The organism is Nocardioides ungokensis, assembly GCF_013466985.1.
Taxonomy (GTDB): Bacteria; Actinomycetota; Actinomycetes; order Propionibacteriales; family Nocardioidaceae; genus Nocardioides; species Nocardioides ungokensis.
The window spans coordinates 2,158,504-2,173,974 of sequence record NZ_CP059164.1 but is presented as its reverse complement, the minus strand read 5'-3'; the positions used below and the strand labels follow the sequence as shown (position 1 = coordinate 2,173,974).

12 protein-coding genes are annotated in these 15,471 nt (G+C 72.1%); 2 read left to right on the top strand and 10 right to left on the bottom strand.

Annotated elements, in window-relative coordinates; all coding sequences use genetic code 11:
• Position 1: 1 nt before the first annotated feature.
• The 10 genes from H0S67_RS10675 to H0S67_RS10630 all read right to left on the bottom strand — a co-directional run bounded on the left by H0S67_RS10675 (position 2) and on the right by H0S67_RS10630 (position 11,919).
• On the bottom strand, positions 2–658 hold the full coding sequence (locus H0S67_RS10675; protein WP_180936552.1) for an SDR family oxidoreductase: 657 nt from the start codon (positions 656–658) through the stop codon (positions 2–4).
• A gap of 61 nt (positions 659–719) precedes the next feature.
• Positions 720–2,348, bottom strand: a complete 1,629-nt coding sequence (locus H0S67_RS10670; protein WP_180936551.1) for a peroxidase family protein — start codon at positions 2,346–2,348, stop codon at positions 720–722.
• A 78-nt stretch (positions 2,349–2,426) separates the two neighbouring features.
• Entirely contained in the window at positions 2,427–3,620 is a 1,194-nt protein-coding gene (locus H0S67_RS10665; RefSeq protein WP_180936550.1) for an aromatic ring-hydroxylating oxygenase subunit alpha, read from the bottom strand.
• A 23-nt stretch (positions 3,621–3,643) separates the two neighbouring features.
• On the bottom strand, positions 3,644–4,915 hold the full coding sequence (locus tag H0S67_RS10660) for an FAD-dependent oxidoreductase (RefSeq protein WP_180936549.1): 1,272 nt from the start codon (positions 4,913–4,915) through the stop codon (positions 3,644–3,646).
• Positions 4,812–5,933, bottom strand: a complete 1,122-nt coding sequence (locus H0S67_RS10655; protein ID WP_219635632.1) for an aromatic ring-hydroxylating oxygenase subunit alpha — start codon at positions 5,931–5,933, stop codon at positions 4,812–4,814. The genes H0S67_RS10660 and H0S67_RS10655 overlap by 104 nt, the downstream gene beginning before the upstream one ends.
• Complete coding sequence (locus H0S67_RS10650) at positions 5,930–6,958, bottom strand: ABC transporter ATP-binding protein (RefSeq protein WP_246355286.1); 1,029 nt, start codon at positions 6,956–6,958, stop codon at positions 5,930–5,932. Before H0S67_RS10650 ends, H0S67_RS10655 begins: the two co-directional genes overlap by 4 nt.
• A complete protein-coding gene (locus tag H0S67_RS10645; protein ID WP_219635631.1) occupies positions 6,955–7,923 on the bottom strand; it encodes an ABC transporter ATP-binding protein in 969 nt (322 codons plus the stop codon). Before H0S67_RS10645 ends, H0S67_RS10650 begins: the two co-directional genes overlap by 4 nt.
• Complete coding sequence (locus tag H0S67_RS10640; protein ID WP_219635630.1) at positions 7,923–8,855, bottom strand: ABC transporter permease; 933 nt, start codon at positions 8,853–8,855, stop codon at positions 7,923–7,925. Before H0S67_RS10640 ends, H0S67_RS10645 begins: the two co-directional genes overlap by 1 nt.
• Positions 8,852–9,898 (bottom strand): ABC transporter permease, encoded by a 1,047-nt coding sequence (locus H0S67_RS10635; protein ID WP_180936548.1) that lies wholly within the window; start codon positions 9,896–9,898, stop codon positions 8,852–8,854. The genes H0S67_RS10640 and H0S67_RS10635 overlap by 4 nt, the downstream gene beginning before the upstream one ends.
• Positions 9,895–11,919, bottom strand: a complete 2,025-nt coding sequence (locus H0S67_RS10630) for an ABC transporter substrate-binding protein (protein WP_246355285.1) — start codon at positions 11,917–11,919, stop codon at positions 9,895–9,897. The genes H0S67_RS10635 and H0S67_RS10630 overlap by 4 nt, the downstream gene beginning before the upstream one ends.
• Here H0S67_RS10630 and H0S67_RS10625 point away from each other — a divergent pair.
• Together H0S67_RS10625 and H0S67_RS10620 are read left to right on the top strand one after the other, a co-directional pair.
• Positions 11,818–13,905: a prolyl oligopeptidase family serine peptidase gene (locus H0S67_RS10625; RefSeq protein ID WP_246355284.1), complete on the top strand. Its 2,088-nt coding sequence runs from the start codon at positions 11,818–11,820 to the stop codon at positions 13,903–13,905. The two genes, H0S67_RS10630 and H0S67_RS10625, sit on opposite strands and share 102 nt — an antisense overlap.
• Entirely contained in the window at positions 13,902–15,233 is a 1,332-nt protein-coding gene (locus tag H0S67_RS10620) for a M20/M25/M40 family metallo-hydrolase (RefSeq protein ID WP_180936545.1), read from the top strand. Before H0S67_RS10625 ends, H0S67_RS10620 begins: the two co-directional genes overlap by 4 nt.
• The last annotated feature ends 238 nt before the right edge of the window (positions 15,234–15,471 follow it).

Genomic DNA, 15,471 nt, shown 5'->3' with positions numbered 1-15,471 from the left:
CTCAGCCGGCGTACGGCACCTCGGTGCGCCAGTCGTCCTCGTCCTGGAAGGCCGCCGCGTGGATGGCCTCCGCGACCCGGTCGGGCGTGAACGCGCCCTCCCGCGAGAGCGTCCCGCGCACGGTGACCGACACCGCCCGGATGCCGTCGGGGGCGAGGGTCGTGTCGAGGCTGCGCACCAGGTTGCGCACGCCCGCCTTCTGCACCCCCAGCGACGCCGCCTGGTTCCACGGCTTGTCGGCGGCCATGCTGCCGGTCACCGTGACGCGGCCACCGCCGTCCATGAACGGGCGCGCGGCCTGCACGGCGGTCAGCAGCGCCCCGACACCCAGGGCGACGTCCTCGAGCAGCTCGTGCACGCTGAGCTGCAGCGGGTCCTTCTGGCGGAAGGCACTAGGGTTGAAGTGCAGCACGTCGACGTGCCCGAAGTGCTCGCCGACGCCGGTGATGGCCGCGGTGCAGGCCTCGACGTCGGTGATGTCCACGACGGCCGACTGCACGTCGGCGCCACCCTCGCGCAGCTCGCGGCCCAGCTCGCCCAGCTCCGTCTGGTCGATGCCCAGCAGTCCGACGTCGTAGCCGTCGCGCGCGAACCGCCGCGCCACCGAGCCGCTGACTCCGGGACCTGCACCGACCACGACGACCACGGGGTTGCTCATGTCGCCACCCTAGGACGGGGCCCATTCACGGGCCGGGTCTCGGGCCGGGTCACGGGCCGGGTCACGGGCCGCCGAGCGGGTTCAGCCCCGTCTTCTTGCCGGCGAACGCGAAGAACAGCAGGTCGGTCATCTCGAACGTCGCCGCGTCCCGGCCGTGCGTGGGGTGGAACTCCGGGTGGCGCAGGATCGAGAACCGGCTGCCCTCGATCGCCCGGTGGAAGGTCTCCGCGACGATCCTGGCCCCGACGCCGTCGAGCCGCCCGCCGTTCAGCTCGGCCTCGCGCAGCACGTAGAACCACAGCGGCGTCCGCTCGGCCACGGCGTCCTTCTCCGACGCGCTGAGGCCGCTGAGGTCGGCCCCGCCGTTGCCGTTCAGGACCTGCGACCGGGTCAGCGGGGTGACCGCCACACCGGCCGCCGCGAGCTTGTCGACCATCTGCTGACCGCTGGCGAGCTTCAGCATCGCGCCGCGGGTCAGGTTGCGGAAGGCGAGGTTGCGGCGGTGGTCGTCGACGGGGATGTTGGCCGGCCCCCCGAACGTGCTCGGCGGCAGGTTCTTGAGCGGGTCGGTCAGCCGGGTGTCGATCCGCATCGCGAGGTTCACGTCGTCGCCCGGGGCCGCGAGCGCCGGCCTCCCACCGGCGGGGAAGTCGTACATCCGGCGCCAGTCCGCGAGCCAGTTGCTCAGCAGCCGGACCTCGCCGCCCAGGTCACCGCCGAGCCCGGAGAACTGGAACATGTAGTCGAGGAACCCGTTGGGGCCGGGGAAGCGACGGTTCCAGTTGTAGGCGTCGCGCACCATGCTGTGCCCCAGCCGGAACGCCGCCACCGAGAACTCGACCGGCATCGTCGGGATGGAGGTGACGGCGGCCCCGGGCGCCACCAGCCGGCGGCCGTTGGTGAAGACGTCGTCGAGCACGCTCGGCTCGACGATGCGCGGCAGGTAGTCGTGCCGGACCAGCCACTGGTAGTGCAGCGTCACACTCTTGCGGGCCTTGCGGAAGAGCTGCGCCGGCGGCACCGACATCGCCTGCTTGTCGACGACCCGGTTGTGGAAGTGGATCATCGCCAGGTGCGTCTGGGCGACGATGAGGTTCTCGTCGTTGCGAGGGTCGGGGATGAGCGCCTTGCGCTTGGCTGCCTTGCCGGCGCCGGTCCCCACCCGGGGCAGGTCGTGCCCGACCTTCGCCTTGTCCGGGCCGATCGCGATCGTGTCACCGGTCCGCAGGTGCAGCCCGTCGGCCTCGTAGAAGGCCGCCGACTCGCTGTCGTCCGGCCCCGCGCCGTAGAGCGAGTCGAGGTCCAGCGCGGGCGAGCGGGCCTGCAGCAGGTCCACCACCGAGACGTCCTCACCCAGCGCCACGTCCGTGCGGTCCATCGTCAGGTCGTGGTCGACGAACTGGCCGAAGTAGGTGTAGCCCGCCGGCACGTGCCCGTGCCCGCCGCCCCCGACCACCATCGCCTCGGCCAGCTTGGCGATCAGCAGCGGTCGCAGCGGCTTGCCCTTCGGCCCGACCCGGCTGAAGCGGAACGGCGGCACGGCATCGGCCGCCAGTGTGGGGGCCGACGGCGGCGCCGCCCCGGGATCAGTGATGGGATCGGGCTGGTCTCCGTGCCGCCCGCCGACCTGGGTGTTCACCAGGCCCTCGCCCTCGATGAAGAAGCTCTCCGAGCCGTGCCTCGTCGTCATCACCCCACGTTAGGTGGGTCAACGCCGTACGAGGACGGCCCGGACGGGCCATTTGGCACCACCCGTCTGGGGTACGCGTCAGGCCGTGCGCAGGTCGACGTGCAGCGGCAGCCCGACGTACGCCCGCGACACCAGGGCCACGAAACGCTCCACCGCGTCCTCGCTCGGCGACAGCGGGCCCGGCGCGAAGTGCGGGCTCTGCAGGCCGCGCTGGACGGACTCGCAGGCGGCCCAGTCCTGGCGGTTGGTGAGGTCCCAGAACTCCACCGCGTACGTCGGGTCCGGCAGCGTGCCGTCGGCGCCGGGCAGGAGGTACCAGGAGCACTCGATCCAGGTGCGGTCGGGCGCCAGCGGCACCAGCCGGTGGGTCATCACGTAGTCGGGATGGGCGGAGACGAGGAGGTTCGGCAGCAGGTGGACGTACTCCACCGCGGTCGGCGAGACCCCCGGGATCGGGTGGCCGTCCGACTCCCCCGTCAGCGACATCGTGGCCATGCCGTCCCGCAGCACCATCGAGCCGCCGACCCAGGCGCCGGGCAGGTCGTAGTTGTCGCCGGAGGTCGGCGGGGTGACCTGGCACAGCTCGGGGTGGATCAGCGGGCAGTGGTAGCACTCGTGGTAGTTCTCCGCGACGATCTTCCAGTTCGCGGCGATCTCGTAGGTGTGCCGGGCGGCGAGCGGCAGCCCGGCCGGCCGGTACGGCGCCAGGACGACCTCGAGCTCGCCCACGTGGTCGGCGAACGGCACCACGTCGGGGTGGCCGAGCGGGTGCAGGGCATGGCCGAAGACCCAGCCCTGCCAGGTCTCGACGGGCAGCTCCACCAGCGAGTACGCCGCGGAGTCGAAGCCGGGCTCGTCGCGGTAGCCGGGCGCGGCCACCAGGTCGCCGGCCAGGTCGTAGGACCACGCGTGGTAGGGGCAGATCACCGAGTGCCGCGCGGACGCGTCGTCCTCGGGCAGCAGCTCGTGGGCCCGGTGCCGGCAGGTGTTGGCGAACATCCGCAGCCGCTCCCCGGCACCGTCACGGTCCCGGGTCAGCAGCGCCGAGACGTCACCGACCATCACCGCGCGCTGCGTCGCCGGCCTGCCCTCGAGGTCGTCGGGAAGCAGCTCTTCGAGCCGGCCGAGGCAGGTCCAGGTGCCGGCGTAGAGGTGCCGGCGCTCCCAGGCCAGCACCTCGTCGGAGGTGTACGCCGCAGCGGGCAGCATGGCGGGGACCGTGCCGTTGCGGGCGCGGACCTCCTCCTGCAGGCGGTCCAGGTCTCCGGTCATGCCATCCCTCCTCACGTCGGCCCTCAGACCAACCAGTGTGGCGCGTAGGCGGGGTCGGTGAGCGCCGGCCGGTCCAGCCGGAAGGCCGGCAGCTCGTGGGCCCGGTCCCCCGTCGCGAGGTCCGCGAGCAGCCGTCCGAAGGTGGGCGCGAACTTGAAGCCGTGGGCCGCGCCCAGCCCGACGACCACCGACTCGTGACCGGGGACCCGGTCGAGCACGAAGTCGCGGTCGGGCGTGAGGGTGTAGTGGCAGCGCAGCGACCGCACCGGACGGCCGGAGCCGGGCAGCGTCGTGGCCAGGTGGTCGGCCAGCAGCGCGAGCCGGGCCCGGTCCACCTCGTCGGTGCGGTGGTCGGGGTCGGCCTCGGGGCCGCCGCAGTCCTGCGCCGCCTTGATCGTGGGCTCGCCGTAGCAGGGGAAGCCGTAGAACGACGGCTCGTCCATCCAGATCCACAGCGGCAGCCGGCGCGGCTCGAAGCGCGACGGGTCCTCGGGTGCGAAGTAGGTCGCCTGCTCCAGCGTCACGGTCAGCGGGACGGTCTGGCCGAGCCCGGCCAGCACGTCGTTGGTCCAGGCGTCGGCACACAGCACGACGCCCCGGCACCGGTACGTCGCGCCACCGGCCTCGACCTCGACCCCGGCCGCGCCCAGGTCACGCAGCCCGCTCACCGGGGACCGGTCGCGCAGGACGGCACCGTGGCGAGTGGCCAGCTGCTGCATCACGCGGGTGCCCCGGCCCGCAGGCACGATCGCACCACGGTCCTGGAAGAGCCCGACGGTCCCGGGCGGCAGGCGGAACTGCGGCCACCGGTCCGCGATCGCGTCCACCGTGAGCAGCTCGAACGGGATGCCGACCTCGTCGAGGCTGGTGACGTAGTCGTCCATCGGGATCGCCGGGTCCGGCGGGAAGAGGTCCAGCCCGCCGACGACGGTCACCAGCGACTCCCCGCTGGCCGCCTCGAGCCGCGCCCAGTCGTGGTACGCCTCCTGCGTGAGCCGGACGTAGTCGGGGTGTGGTAGCTGTGCCGGAGGATCCGGCTGGTGTCGTGGCTGGCGCCGCGGTGGTGGCCGAGCTCGAAGCGCTCGAGCCCGACGACGGAGTGCCCTCGGCGCGCCAGCTCGTGGGCCGCGGCGCTGCCCAGCGCACCCAGCCCGATCACCACGTAGTCGCAGCGCTCGACCATGACGGGGGTCAGCCGTCGTCCCGATCCGGGGCCGCCAGGCGCGGCAGCAGCCACCGCCGGATGTCCGCGCTGTCGTCCTCCATCGGCGCGAACCAGCCGTGGGTGTAGGCACGCGAGGACATGCCGCGCTGCACGGACTCGCAGATCGCCCAGTCCTGCTTGTTGACGAGGTCCCACAGGTCGGCGGCGTCGGAGGGGTCGAAGGCCGGGTCGGCGACGGCGTCGGCCGCGAAGAGCAGGTGGCAGTCGATGCGGGTGCGGTCGACGTCCTGCGGCAGCAGCACGAACGCCGCGACGTGGTCGGCCGAGCAGGACAGCATCAGGTTGGGGTGGACCAGCTCGCCCTTGTGCCGGGTCCGCTCGGCCTCGCTGAGCCCGGGCAGCGGCGCGCGCGTGGTGGTGCCGGTCGTGGTGAAGGTCCAGGCGCCCTCGCGGTGCGGGATGCCGTCCTCCCAGGCCAGGCCCGACCCGCCGCTCCCGAAGGCCGGGACCAGCCGGGTGAGCTCGGGGTGGACCGGGCCGCAGTGGTAGCACTCGTTGTAGTTCTCGGCGACGACCTTGTAGTTGGCGGCCACCTCGTAGGTGAGGGTGCGCCCGGTGACCAGGTCGCCCATGGCGTAGTTGGCGAGGTTGGCAGCGGCCCGCGCCAGCACGTCGGCCACCGGGGCCGCCGAGGCGGGCGTCAGGTGCACCAGCACGAAGCCGGCCCACTCGGCGACGCCCACGGGATGCAGGGAGAAGTCCGCCGGGTCGATGTCTTCCTCGAGGTCGGTGTGCGGGGCACGGAGCAGCTCTCCGGCCAGCGAGTAGGTCCACGAGTGGTACGGGCAGCGCAGGGCCCCCGCCGCCGTACAGCTCGGCGGTGCCCCGGGCGGTGTCGGGACGAGCTGGGAGCCCCGGTGCCGGCAGACGTTGTACGCCGCGTGCAGGGCGCCGTCCCCGTCGCGGGTCACCAGCACCGACTCGCCCGCCACGTCGACCACGGCGAGCCGGCCACCGTCCACCAGCCCGAGGTCGCGGGTGCGGCCCACGCAGAACCACTCGCCGTACAGCACCCGGTCGCGCTCGCGCAGCCACGCCTCGCGGTCGACGTACATCTCCCGCGGCAGGGCGGCCTGCAGCGGGCTCACACGATGCTCCCCGTCCTCGGGCCGGTCGAGGACCGCAGCGCGGCGAGGTGGCAGGCCGTGTGGTGGCCCTGCGGGTCGGCCGGGAGGACCTCGAGCGGTTGTGTGCGGCAGGACCGCTCGACACCGTCCGCGGCCGCCGAACCGTCGGCGACCGCAGGGCAGCGCGGGTGGAAGCGGCACCCGCCGGGGATCCGGGTCGGGTCGGGGATCTCGCCGGTCAGCACGACCGGCCGCAGCTCCTCGATCTCCGGCACCACCGAGAGCAGGGCCTGCGTGTAGGGGTGCTGCGGCGCCTGGAGCACCTCCTCGGTCGGACCGGCCTCGACGACGCGGCCGAGGTACATCACCGCGATCCGGTCCGCGATGTTCCAGGCCAGGCCGAGGTCGTGGGTCACGACGAGGACCCCGAGCCCGAGCTCGTCGCGCAGCTTGAGGAGCAGCGCCAGGATCTCGCCACGGATCGACGCATCCAGGCTGGACACCGGCTCGTCGGCGATCAGCAGCTCCGGGCCCAGGGCGAGGGCGCCGGCGATCAGGACCCGTTGGCGCTGGCCACCGGACAGCTCGTGGGGGTAGCGCAGGAAGAGCCGCTCCGGGGGCCGCAGCCCGGCCGAGGCCATCGCGGCGGCGACCATCTCGGTCTCCGTGCGTCCTGCCGGGTCCTTGGCCGCCAGGCCGTGCAGGCGCATCCCCTCGGCCACCGACTCGTAGACGGTCTGGCGCGGGTTGAGGGCCCCGGCCGGGTCCTGGAGCACCATCTGCACGCGGCGCCGCAGCTCACGCAGCCGCCGACCCGAGTAGCCCAGTGGCTCGCCGTCGAAGGCCACCTCCCCCGCGACCGGCCGCTCGAGGCCGAGCATGGTGCGGGCCACCGTGGTCTTGCCGGAGCCGGACTCCCCCACCAGCGCGACGACCTCGCCTGCACCGACCTGCAGGTTGACGCCGTCCAGCGCGCGGGCGACGTGACCGCTGCGGGTGACGAACTCGACGCTGACGTTCCGCGCCTCGAGCAGCCGGCCCGTCACGGCTGCCCCACCCGGATGCAGGAGGCCTGCCGGTCGCCCCCGAAGGACCGCAGCTCGGGCACGGCGCGGGTGCAGTCGTCGATCACCCGCGGGCAGCGCGGCGCGAAGGAGCAGCCGGGGGGCAGCGCGGCCGGGTCCGGCGGATCGCCGGGCAGCCCCGACGGGGCGTAGCGCGCAGCCGGGTCCCCCACCCGCGGGAACGCCGCGGACAGCGCCTCGGCATAGGGGTGCAGGGCCTCCCCGAAGACCAGCTTGGACGGGCCCTGCTCGACCACGCGACCGCCGTACATCACCACGATCCGGTCGCAGAGGTCGGCGAGCACCGACAGGTCGTGGCTGATCATCAGCATCCCCACGCCCAGCTCGTGCACCAGGCCGGAGAGCACGTGCAGGACCTGCGCCTGCACCATCACGTCGAGCGCGGTGGTGGGCTCGTCGGCCACGATCAGCCGGGGCCGGCACGCGAGCGCCATCGCGATCATGATCCGCTGCTTCTGGCCCCCGGAGAGCTGGTGCGGGTAGGCGCGCGCCCGCGCGGCTGGCAGCCCGACCTGCTCGAGGAGCTCGCCGACGCGGAGGTGCGCCTGCTTGTCCGAGGTCTCCGGGTCGTGGAGGTGGATCGGCTCGGCGATCTGGTCCCCCACCCGCTGGACCGGGTTGAGCGAGTGCAGCGCCCCCTGGAAGACCATCGACGCCCCCGCCCAGCGCAGCGCCCGCAGGTGGCCCCAACTCATGGTGAGCACGTCCTGGCCCTCGAAGAGAACCTCGCCGGTCACCCGGGCGGTCGGGGGCTGGAGGCGCAGGATGGTGCTGGCGAGCGTGGACTTGCCGCACCCCGACTCCCCCGCGATCCCGACGATCTCGCCGCGGTCGAGGTCGAGGTCGACGTTGCGCACCGCGGGTACGTCGCCGCCCTCGGACCGGTAGGTGAGCGACACGTCGCGCATCCTGAGCAGGTCGGACATCAACGTCCCTTCAGCCGCGGGTTGAGGACCTCCTCGAGCGCCTGCCCGATGAGGGTGAACGCGAGCACCACCAGGACCACGCACACGCCGGGCGGGACGATGAACCACCACGCTCCGGTGGTGATCGCGCCGACCTGGAAGGCGTCGTCGAGCATCGAGCCCCACGAGACCCGGGTCGGGTCGCCGAGGCCGAGGAAGCTCAGCGTCGTCTCGGCGAGGATCGCGATCGCGACGGTCAACGTGGTGTTGGCGAAGACCATGGGCATCACGTTGGGCAGCACGTGCCGGCTCATCTGGTGCCAGCGTCCCGCGCCCAGCACCCGAGCCCGCTCGATGTAGGCGCGCTCCTTGATGGACAGCGTCTGGCTGCGGATCAGCAGGGCCGTCCCGGGCCACGACGTGACCCCGATGACCAGGACGATGTTGAACAGGGAGCGGCCCAGCACCGTCGCCAGCACGATCGCCAGCGGCAGGAACGGGATGACCAGGAACCACTCCGTCAGCCGGAAGAGGACTGCCCCGGCCCAGCCGCCCGAGAAGCCCGAGATCAACCCGATCAGGGTGCCGATAACCATGGAGATCACGGTGGCGGCCAGCCCGACGAAGAGCGAGATCCGGGCTCCCCAGATCAGCAGCGTCAGCACCGAGCGTCCCTGGTCGTCGGTGCCGAGCCAGTACTGCGACGACGGCGGCTCCAGCACGCCGCCGGTGGCCTGGGTGACCTCGAGCCCCTGCGACGAGGCCAGCAGCGGCGCGGCCAGCGCGATGAACGCGAAGACGGCCAGGATGACGAGTCCGAGCATCCCCGAGCGGTTGCGGCGGAAGATCCGCCAGCTCCGCAGGAACGACTCGCGGCGGCGCCGACGAGCCAGCTGGCGCGCCGAGAGGGTGGCGGGGACGCCGGTGCTGCCGTCGCCCTCGACGGCACTCACGTGCGCACCCGCGGGTCGAGGAGGCCGTAGAGCAGGTTGGCCACCAGGTTGGCCGCGATGACGCCGGCCGAGGCGACCATGAAGGTCCCCTGCAGCACCCAGAAGTCGGGGGTCTCCAGCGCGTCGACCCCCAGCAGTCCTAGGCCGGGGATCGAGAACACCGTCTCGATGGTGATCGCCCCGGACACCACGAAGCCGATGCTCAGGGCGATCACCGTCGTGGTCGGCAGCAGCGCGTTCGGCACGGCGTGCCGGTTGCGCACCACGATGTCACGCAGCCCCTTGGCCCTGGCGGTCGTCAGGTAGTCCTCTCCGAGCTCGTCGAGCAGCGAGCTGCGCATGATCAGCGAGTAGTCGGCGAGGTAGGCAAGCGTCAGCGTGATGACCGGCAGCGTCAGGTGCCAGGCGGTGTCGAGGACCCCGGACAGGGTGCCCGGTTGCGCGTCGACCGAGTGCAACCCGCCGGTCGGGAAGATCCCGGGGATCGGGCCCCAGCCGACAGCGAAGACCGCGATCAGCAGCAGCCCCAGCCACCACTCCGGCATCGAGTAGAGCGTCAGAGACGTGCCGGTGGAGGCCTTGTCGAACGCCCCTCCCCGCTTCCACGCGCCCCGGATGCCGAGCCAGACCCCGATGATCGCCGCCAGGATCGTGGAGGTGCCGACCAGCAGCAGCGTCGGCCACAGCCGGTCCAGGATGAGCTGCGAGACCGGGACGCGGTACTTGATCGAGATGCCCAGGTCGCCGTGAAGAGTGTTGTTGAGGTAGGTCAGGAACTGCTGGGGCACCGACTGGTCGAGCCCGTAGGTCTTGTTGAACGCCGCCAACTGCCCCTTGCTGACGAACCGCCCCCGCGACAGGTTGCGTGCCGGGTCACCCGGCAGCACCCGGAACAGGAAGAAGTTCACCACGAGGACGAACGCCAGGCTGGCCAGGGAACCGAGCACCTTGCCGAGGACGTACCGGCCGTAGCTGCGGTGCCGCCGACTGGTCTCGACCTCCTCGGCGGCCTCGGCGACGGACGGGTTGGTGGCCAGGGTCATTCGCGCTCGCCGACCGTGGAGCGGCGGCGGATCAGGACGAAACCTCCGGCTGCGATGAGCACGACGACGGCGATGCCTGCCCCGATCCAGAAGCCGCTGCTCGCTCCGCCGCTGTCCGCCGCCTTGGTGGCTCCGATGGCGCTGGCGACACCGTCGCAGTTGCCGGCCTGGTCGGCCGGGCGGGCATTGATGTAGTTGTGCGCGCCGTACTGGACGAGCCAGACGCCCCCGGGGTCCGGCTGGGGCTGGAAGCAGGCGAACTTGTCGCTGCGCACGGCCTCACCGGTGGTGGGATACACGGTGACCAGGTACGGCGAGTCCGTGTAGAGGATCTGCTGCATCTGCTTGACCTCGGCCTCGCGCTTCGCGAGGTCCTGCTCGCTGTGCTGCTTGGCGTAGAGGGCGTCGTACTTCTTGTTGCAGTACCACGAGTCCGACGAGCCCCCGCGCTGCCCGCAGGTCATGATGTTCAGCATGCCGTCCGGGTCCGGCTCGACGTACCAGTCCCACTGGAAGGCGTCGAAGTTGCCGTCGAGGATCACCTCGGTGAGCCGGCCCGAGGTGTAGGTCACCACCTCGGCCTTGATGCCGAGGTCGGCGAGCCACTCCTTGAAGTAGTCCATGGTGTTGACCGAGGTGTCCGCGGAGGAGTCGCTGCGCGCAGCGAGCCGGATGGTGCCGATCGGGGAGCCGTCCGGCATCGTCCGCAGCCCGTCCGACCCCTTCTTGTAGCCCGCCGCGTCGAGCAGCTGCCCCGCCTTCTCCAGATCGAAGCTGAACGCCTGGTCCGGGGGCGGGTTCCACTTCCAGTTGGGATAGGAGGGCGGGATGATCGTGTCCCCCGGGAGTCCCGCACCCTGGTAGACCTTCCGGACGAGCTGGTCGTGGTCGATCGCGTACCCGAGGGCCTGGCGGAACTTCGGGTCCAGCACCGCGGGGTTGGGGTCCCCGATCGGCTTGCCGGTCTTGGTGTCGACGGAGCCGGTGTTGAACGCGATCTCGTCGAACAGGACCCCGTTGCCGTTGTGGGCCGTGATGCCCGGCTGGCCCTGCAGCGACTTGACCTGGAGGGGCGAGATGTCCTCGGCGAAGTCGATCTCGCCCTTGATCAGCGCCTGCACCATCGGGTCCGCGCTCTTGTAGATCCGGAAGACGACCTCGTCGATGTGGGGGGTGCCGCCCCAGTAGTCGGGGTTCTTCTCGAAGCGGTACGTCGAGCCGCCCGCGGTCCCCTCGACGAAGCGGAACGGGCCCGAGCCCACCACCGGCTGGCCGTTCTTGGGCTCGGCGGAGTAGGACTTGGCCTCTGAGTCGCTGACGTTCTTCCAGATGTGCTCGGGCACGATCGGGATCGGGAGCAGCGGGAGGACGCTGTTGGGCTTGTTCAGCTTCAGCACCACGTGCGTGGCGTCCGGCGCGGTCACGGACGTCACGCCCTTGAGGTAGGACGCCCAGTTGGTGGACCAGGGCGGGCCGCTGAGGACGCGGTTGTAGGTGAAGGCGATGTCGCGCGCGGTCAGGGGCTGTCCGTCGGACCACTTCACCCCGCTGCGGATGTCGAAGGTCCAGGTCAGCCCGTTGTCCGAGGTGGACCACTTCGTCGCCAGGCCCGGCTCGGGGGACATGTCCTTCATCGAGTAGTTGATCATCAGGTCGTAGGTGAGCGCCCAGGCCTCGTAGGACTCCGACTGGAAGCCGAGGAACGGGTTGAACGAGTCGACCTCGCTCACGAAGCCCACCGTGAAGGTCGTCTTGTCGGCCGCGGCCGCGGGCGTCGACGACCCGGTCAGGGCGATCCCGGGCGTCAGGAACGCGATGACCAGCGCCGCCGCGGCCAGGGCCCGCGCGGGGGTACGTTGACTGCCGTGACCCGTCCTCCTGAGGCGCGACGTGAGGCGTTCGAGCATCGCGAGCACGGCGTGCCGCGCCCCGATCCCTACGCCTGGATGGGTCACGCGTCGCCAGAGCTGACGGAGCACCTGGCTGCCGAGCGGGGGTACTACGACTCTGCCTGTGCGCATCTGCACTCCCTCGTCTCCACCCTGCGGGCCGAGATGGTGTCCCGAGTACCACCCACCGACGTGTCGCCAACGTGGCGGCGTTCGAGGTGTTCCTACTACAACCGGCACCTCGCGGGAAGTGACTACGGTCAGTTGGTCAGGGAAATCAACGGTAACGAGACCGTTTCGAGACCGATTCCGACGTCATCTGGGGCGCCGGGCCACGAAATCCGTAACCCTGCGGTAGAAGTGGAGGTTGTTCTCGACATCGGCTCGCTGGCCGACGACAGCGGGTACCTGGACCTCGGCGTGACCCTGGTCAGCCCCGACGAGGACGTGCTCGCCTACTCCGTCGACACCACCGGCGACGAGGTCTTCGAGTTGCGCTTCCGCGACCTGCGCACGGGCGCCGACCTCGACGACGTGGTGCCCCGCAGCTACTACGGCGGGGGGTGGAGCGCCGACTCGCGGTGGTTCTTCTACACCGTCCACGACGAGGCCTACCGGCCGCACGAGATCTGGCGCCACCGGCTCGGGACCCCGGCGTCGCAGGACGTGCGGGTGCTGGCCGAGCCGGACGAGCGGTTCGAGCTCACGCTGCGGTCCGCCCGCAGCGGCGACGTGCTGCTGATCCTCGCCGAGAGCCGCGACACCGGCGAGACCTGGGTCGTCGACGCCCACGCCCCCGAGTCCCCGCCCCGCTCGGCCGGGGGCCGCCGCCCCGGCGTCGTCTACCGCGCCGAGCACCAGCGGGAAGCGGACGGCCCGGGACGGCTGCTGCTCGTGACGAACGACGACGCCGTCGAGTTCCGCCTCGTCGCCTGCCCGGTGCCCCTGGAGCACGAGCAGGACCACGGCAGCTGGCACGAGGTCCGGGCCGAGGACCCCGCGGAGCGGCTGGAGCGCGTCGATGCGCTCGAGGGCCACGTGGTGATGTCCCACCGCGCCGACTTCGAGCACCGGCTCCGTGTCGTGCCGGCCGACGACCTCGCCGGCCCGGGGCCGGTGGTGCGCAGCCGCTTCCCCGGTGGGGCCGTCCACCTGGCCCGCAACACGGCGTACGACGCCACGACGGTGCGGGTCGTCGACCGCGCGCACGTCGAGCCACCTGTCTGGGCCGACGTCGACCTGGCCACCGGTGACGTGGCCGACGTGCTCCGCCAGGAGGCACCCGGGCACGACCCGTCGCGCTACGTGACCCAGCGGCACGCCCTCCCGGCACCCGACGGGGTGACGGTGCCGGCCACCGTCGTGCGCCACCGGGACACGCCGCTGGACGGTACGGCGCCGGCGCTGCTGTACGGCTACGGCGCCTATGAGTACACCTTCGAGCCCGAGTGGGACCCGGCGCTGCCGAGCCTGCTGGACCGCGGCGTCGTCTTCGTGCACGCGCACGTCCGGGGTGGCGGCGAGGGCGGACGGCGGTGGTGGCTCGACGGGCGGCTCGAGCACAAGCAGCACACGTTCGGCGACCACGCCGCGGTGGCCGACGGGCTCGCGGGCCTCGTCGACGGAGATCGGCTGGCCACGCGCGGGCTCAGTGCCGGCGGGCTCCTCCAGGGCGCCGTGCTCAGCCAGCGCCCCGACCGGTGGCGCGCGGTGGTGGCCGAGGTGCCGTTCGTGGACGTGGTGACGACGATGCTCGACGCCTCGATCCCGCTGACCGTCAACGAGTGGGACGAGTGGGGGGACCCTCGCCGGCGCGCGGACTTCGACTGGATGCTGGCCTACTCCCCCTACGACAACCTGCCGCCCGCGGGTGGGCGCCCGGACCTGCTGGTCACCGGCGCGGTCCACGATCCCCGGGTGATGGTTCACGAGCCGGCCAAGTGGGTGGCGGCGCTGCGGGCCACCGACCCGGAGTGGTCCCCGCGGTGTGTCTTCCGCTGCGAGCTCGGAGCCGGCGCGCACGTCGGCCCCTCGGGGCGCTTCGGGCACCTGGCCTACGAGGCCGAGGTGCTGGCGTGGGTGCTCGACCGGCTCGGTGTGGGAGGGTCCGCCTCGTGAACCCGCTCCACGAGGAGGTCGTCGAGGTCACCCGAGCACTGGTCCGCTTCGACACCAGCAACGCACCCGAGGCCGCGCTCGGGCGCAAGCCGGGCAACGAGACCGGCCCCGCGTCGTACCTGCGCGACTACCTGGCCGGTGCGGGCATCGACTGCGAGCTGGTGGCCCGCGACCCCGACCGCGCCAACCTGGTGGCGCGCATCCCCGGCACGGGTGGGGCGCCGTCGCTGGCGTTCGTCGGGCACACCGACGTGGTCCCGGCGGACCCGCGCGACTGGACCCACCCGCCGTTCGACGCGGTCGTCGACGAGGGGGGCTTCCTCTGGGGTCGCGGTGCGATCGACATGAAGAACGAGGTGGCCGCACGCGCCGTGGCCATGGTGGAGCTGGCCCGCTCCGGCTTCCGGCCCCGCGGCGACCTGTGGCTGATCGCCGTCGCCGACGAGGAGGACGGCATGGCCGACGTCGGGATGCGCTGGCTCCTCGAGGCACGCCCCGACATCCGCCCCGACCTCGCGATCAACGAGGGCGGCGGCGAGCGGCTGCCGCTGCCCGACGGACGCGTCGTGCAGACGATCAGCATCGGCGAGAAGGGCACCTACCCGGTGCGGGTCGTCGCCGTCGGCGAGGCCGGCCACGCCTCCACGCCCAGCGTCGGCGACAACGCCGTACCCCTGCTCGGCGAGCTGCTGCGCCGGGTGGGCAGCGGCATGCCGGCGCCGGTCCGGTCGGCGCTCGTGGACCACACGCTCGAGGTGCTCCTGGGCGAGCCGGTCACCGACCTCGACACCGCCGTCACCCGGGCGGCAGCGCTGCACCCGATGCTCGCGCACTCGCTGCCCGCGCTGGTGGGCACGACCATGGCCCCGACGCTGCTCGTGGGCTCGCCCAAGCGCAACGTGATGCCCGCGCGGGCATCGATGGAGCTGGACTGCCGGATCCTCCCGGGCACCACCGAGGCCGACGTGGAGGCCGCGGTCCGGACCCGCCTCGGCTCCGACCTGGCCTACGACCTGGAGTGGCCCGAGCAGCTGATCGCCGGCAGCGCCTCGCCGCCGGAGTCCGACCTGATGACCGCGATCTCCTCCGTGCTCGCCGCGAGAGGTGACGACGCGGCGCTGCTGCCGATGCTGAGCACCGGCTTCACCGACTCGGTCTACCTCCGCGCGGCCGGCACCCCCACGGCGTACGGCTTCAGCCCGTTCCGCTCCACCTCCGCCGAGGTGCTCACCGCCGGCTTCCACAACGCCGACGAGCGGGTCCACATCGACGACCTCCTGCTCTCGGTCGAGTTCCACGTCGATCTCGCGAGGCACCTGCTGGGCTGACCCGGGGGCTGCGGATTGGTCACCAACCGCAGATTTCCGGGCCCGAACCGTGCAGTTCCTGACCAATCGGCGCAGCTGCAGTCGGGGCAGCCGCAGTCGGGGCCGACCACGTCCACTCGTCGGCGGCAGTTGGTTGCGGATTGGTCACCAACCGCAGATCTCCGGGCCCGGCGCGTGCAGTTGGTGACCAATCGGGGCATCCCCAGCGCCACAGCAGTGTCCTCCCACCGCGAGGCGA

What these genes read in the sequence shown, in the direction of transcription:
- H0S67_RS10675 (WP_180936552.1), bottom strand. Translation starts at nt 658, where the DNA reads ATGAGCAACCCCGTGGTCGTCGTGGTCGGTGCAGGTCCCGGAGTCAGC.
- H0S67_RS10665 (WP_180936550.1), bottom strand. Translation starts at nt 3,620, where the DNA reads ATGACCGGAGACCTGGACCGCCTGCAGGAGGAGGTCCGCGCCCGCAAC.
- H0S67_RS10635 (WP_180936548.1), bottom strand. Translation starts at nt 9,898, where the DNA reads ATGACCCTGGCCACCAACCCGTCCGTCGCCGAGGCCGCCGAGGAGGTC.
- H0S67_RS10670 (WP_180936551.1), bottom strand. Translation starts at nt 2,348, where the DNA reads ATGACGACGAGGCACGGCTCGGAGAGCTTCTTCATCGAGGGCGAGGGC.
- H0S67_RS10645 (WP_219635631.1), bottom strand. Translation starts at nt 7,923, where the DNA reads ATGTCCGACCTGCTCAGGATGCGCGACGTGTCGCTCACCTACCGGTCC.
- H0S67_RS10630 (WP_246355285.1), bottom strand. Translation starts at nt 11,919, where the DNA reads ATGCGCACAGGCAGAGTCGTAGTACCCCCGCTCGGCAGCCAGGTGCTC.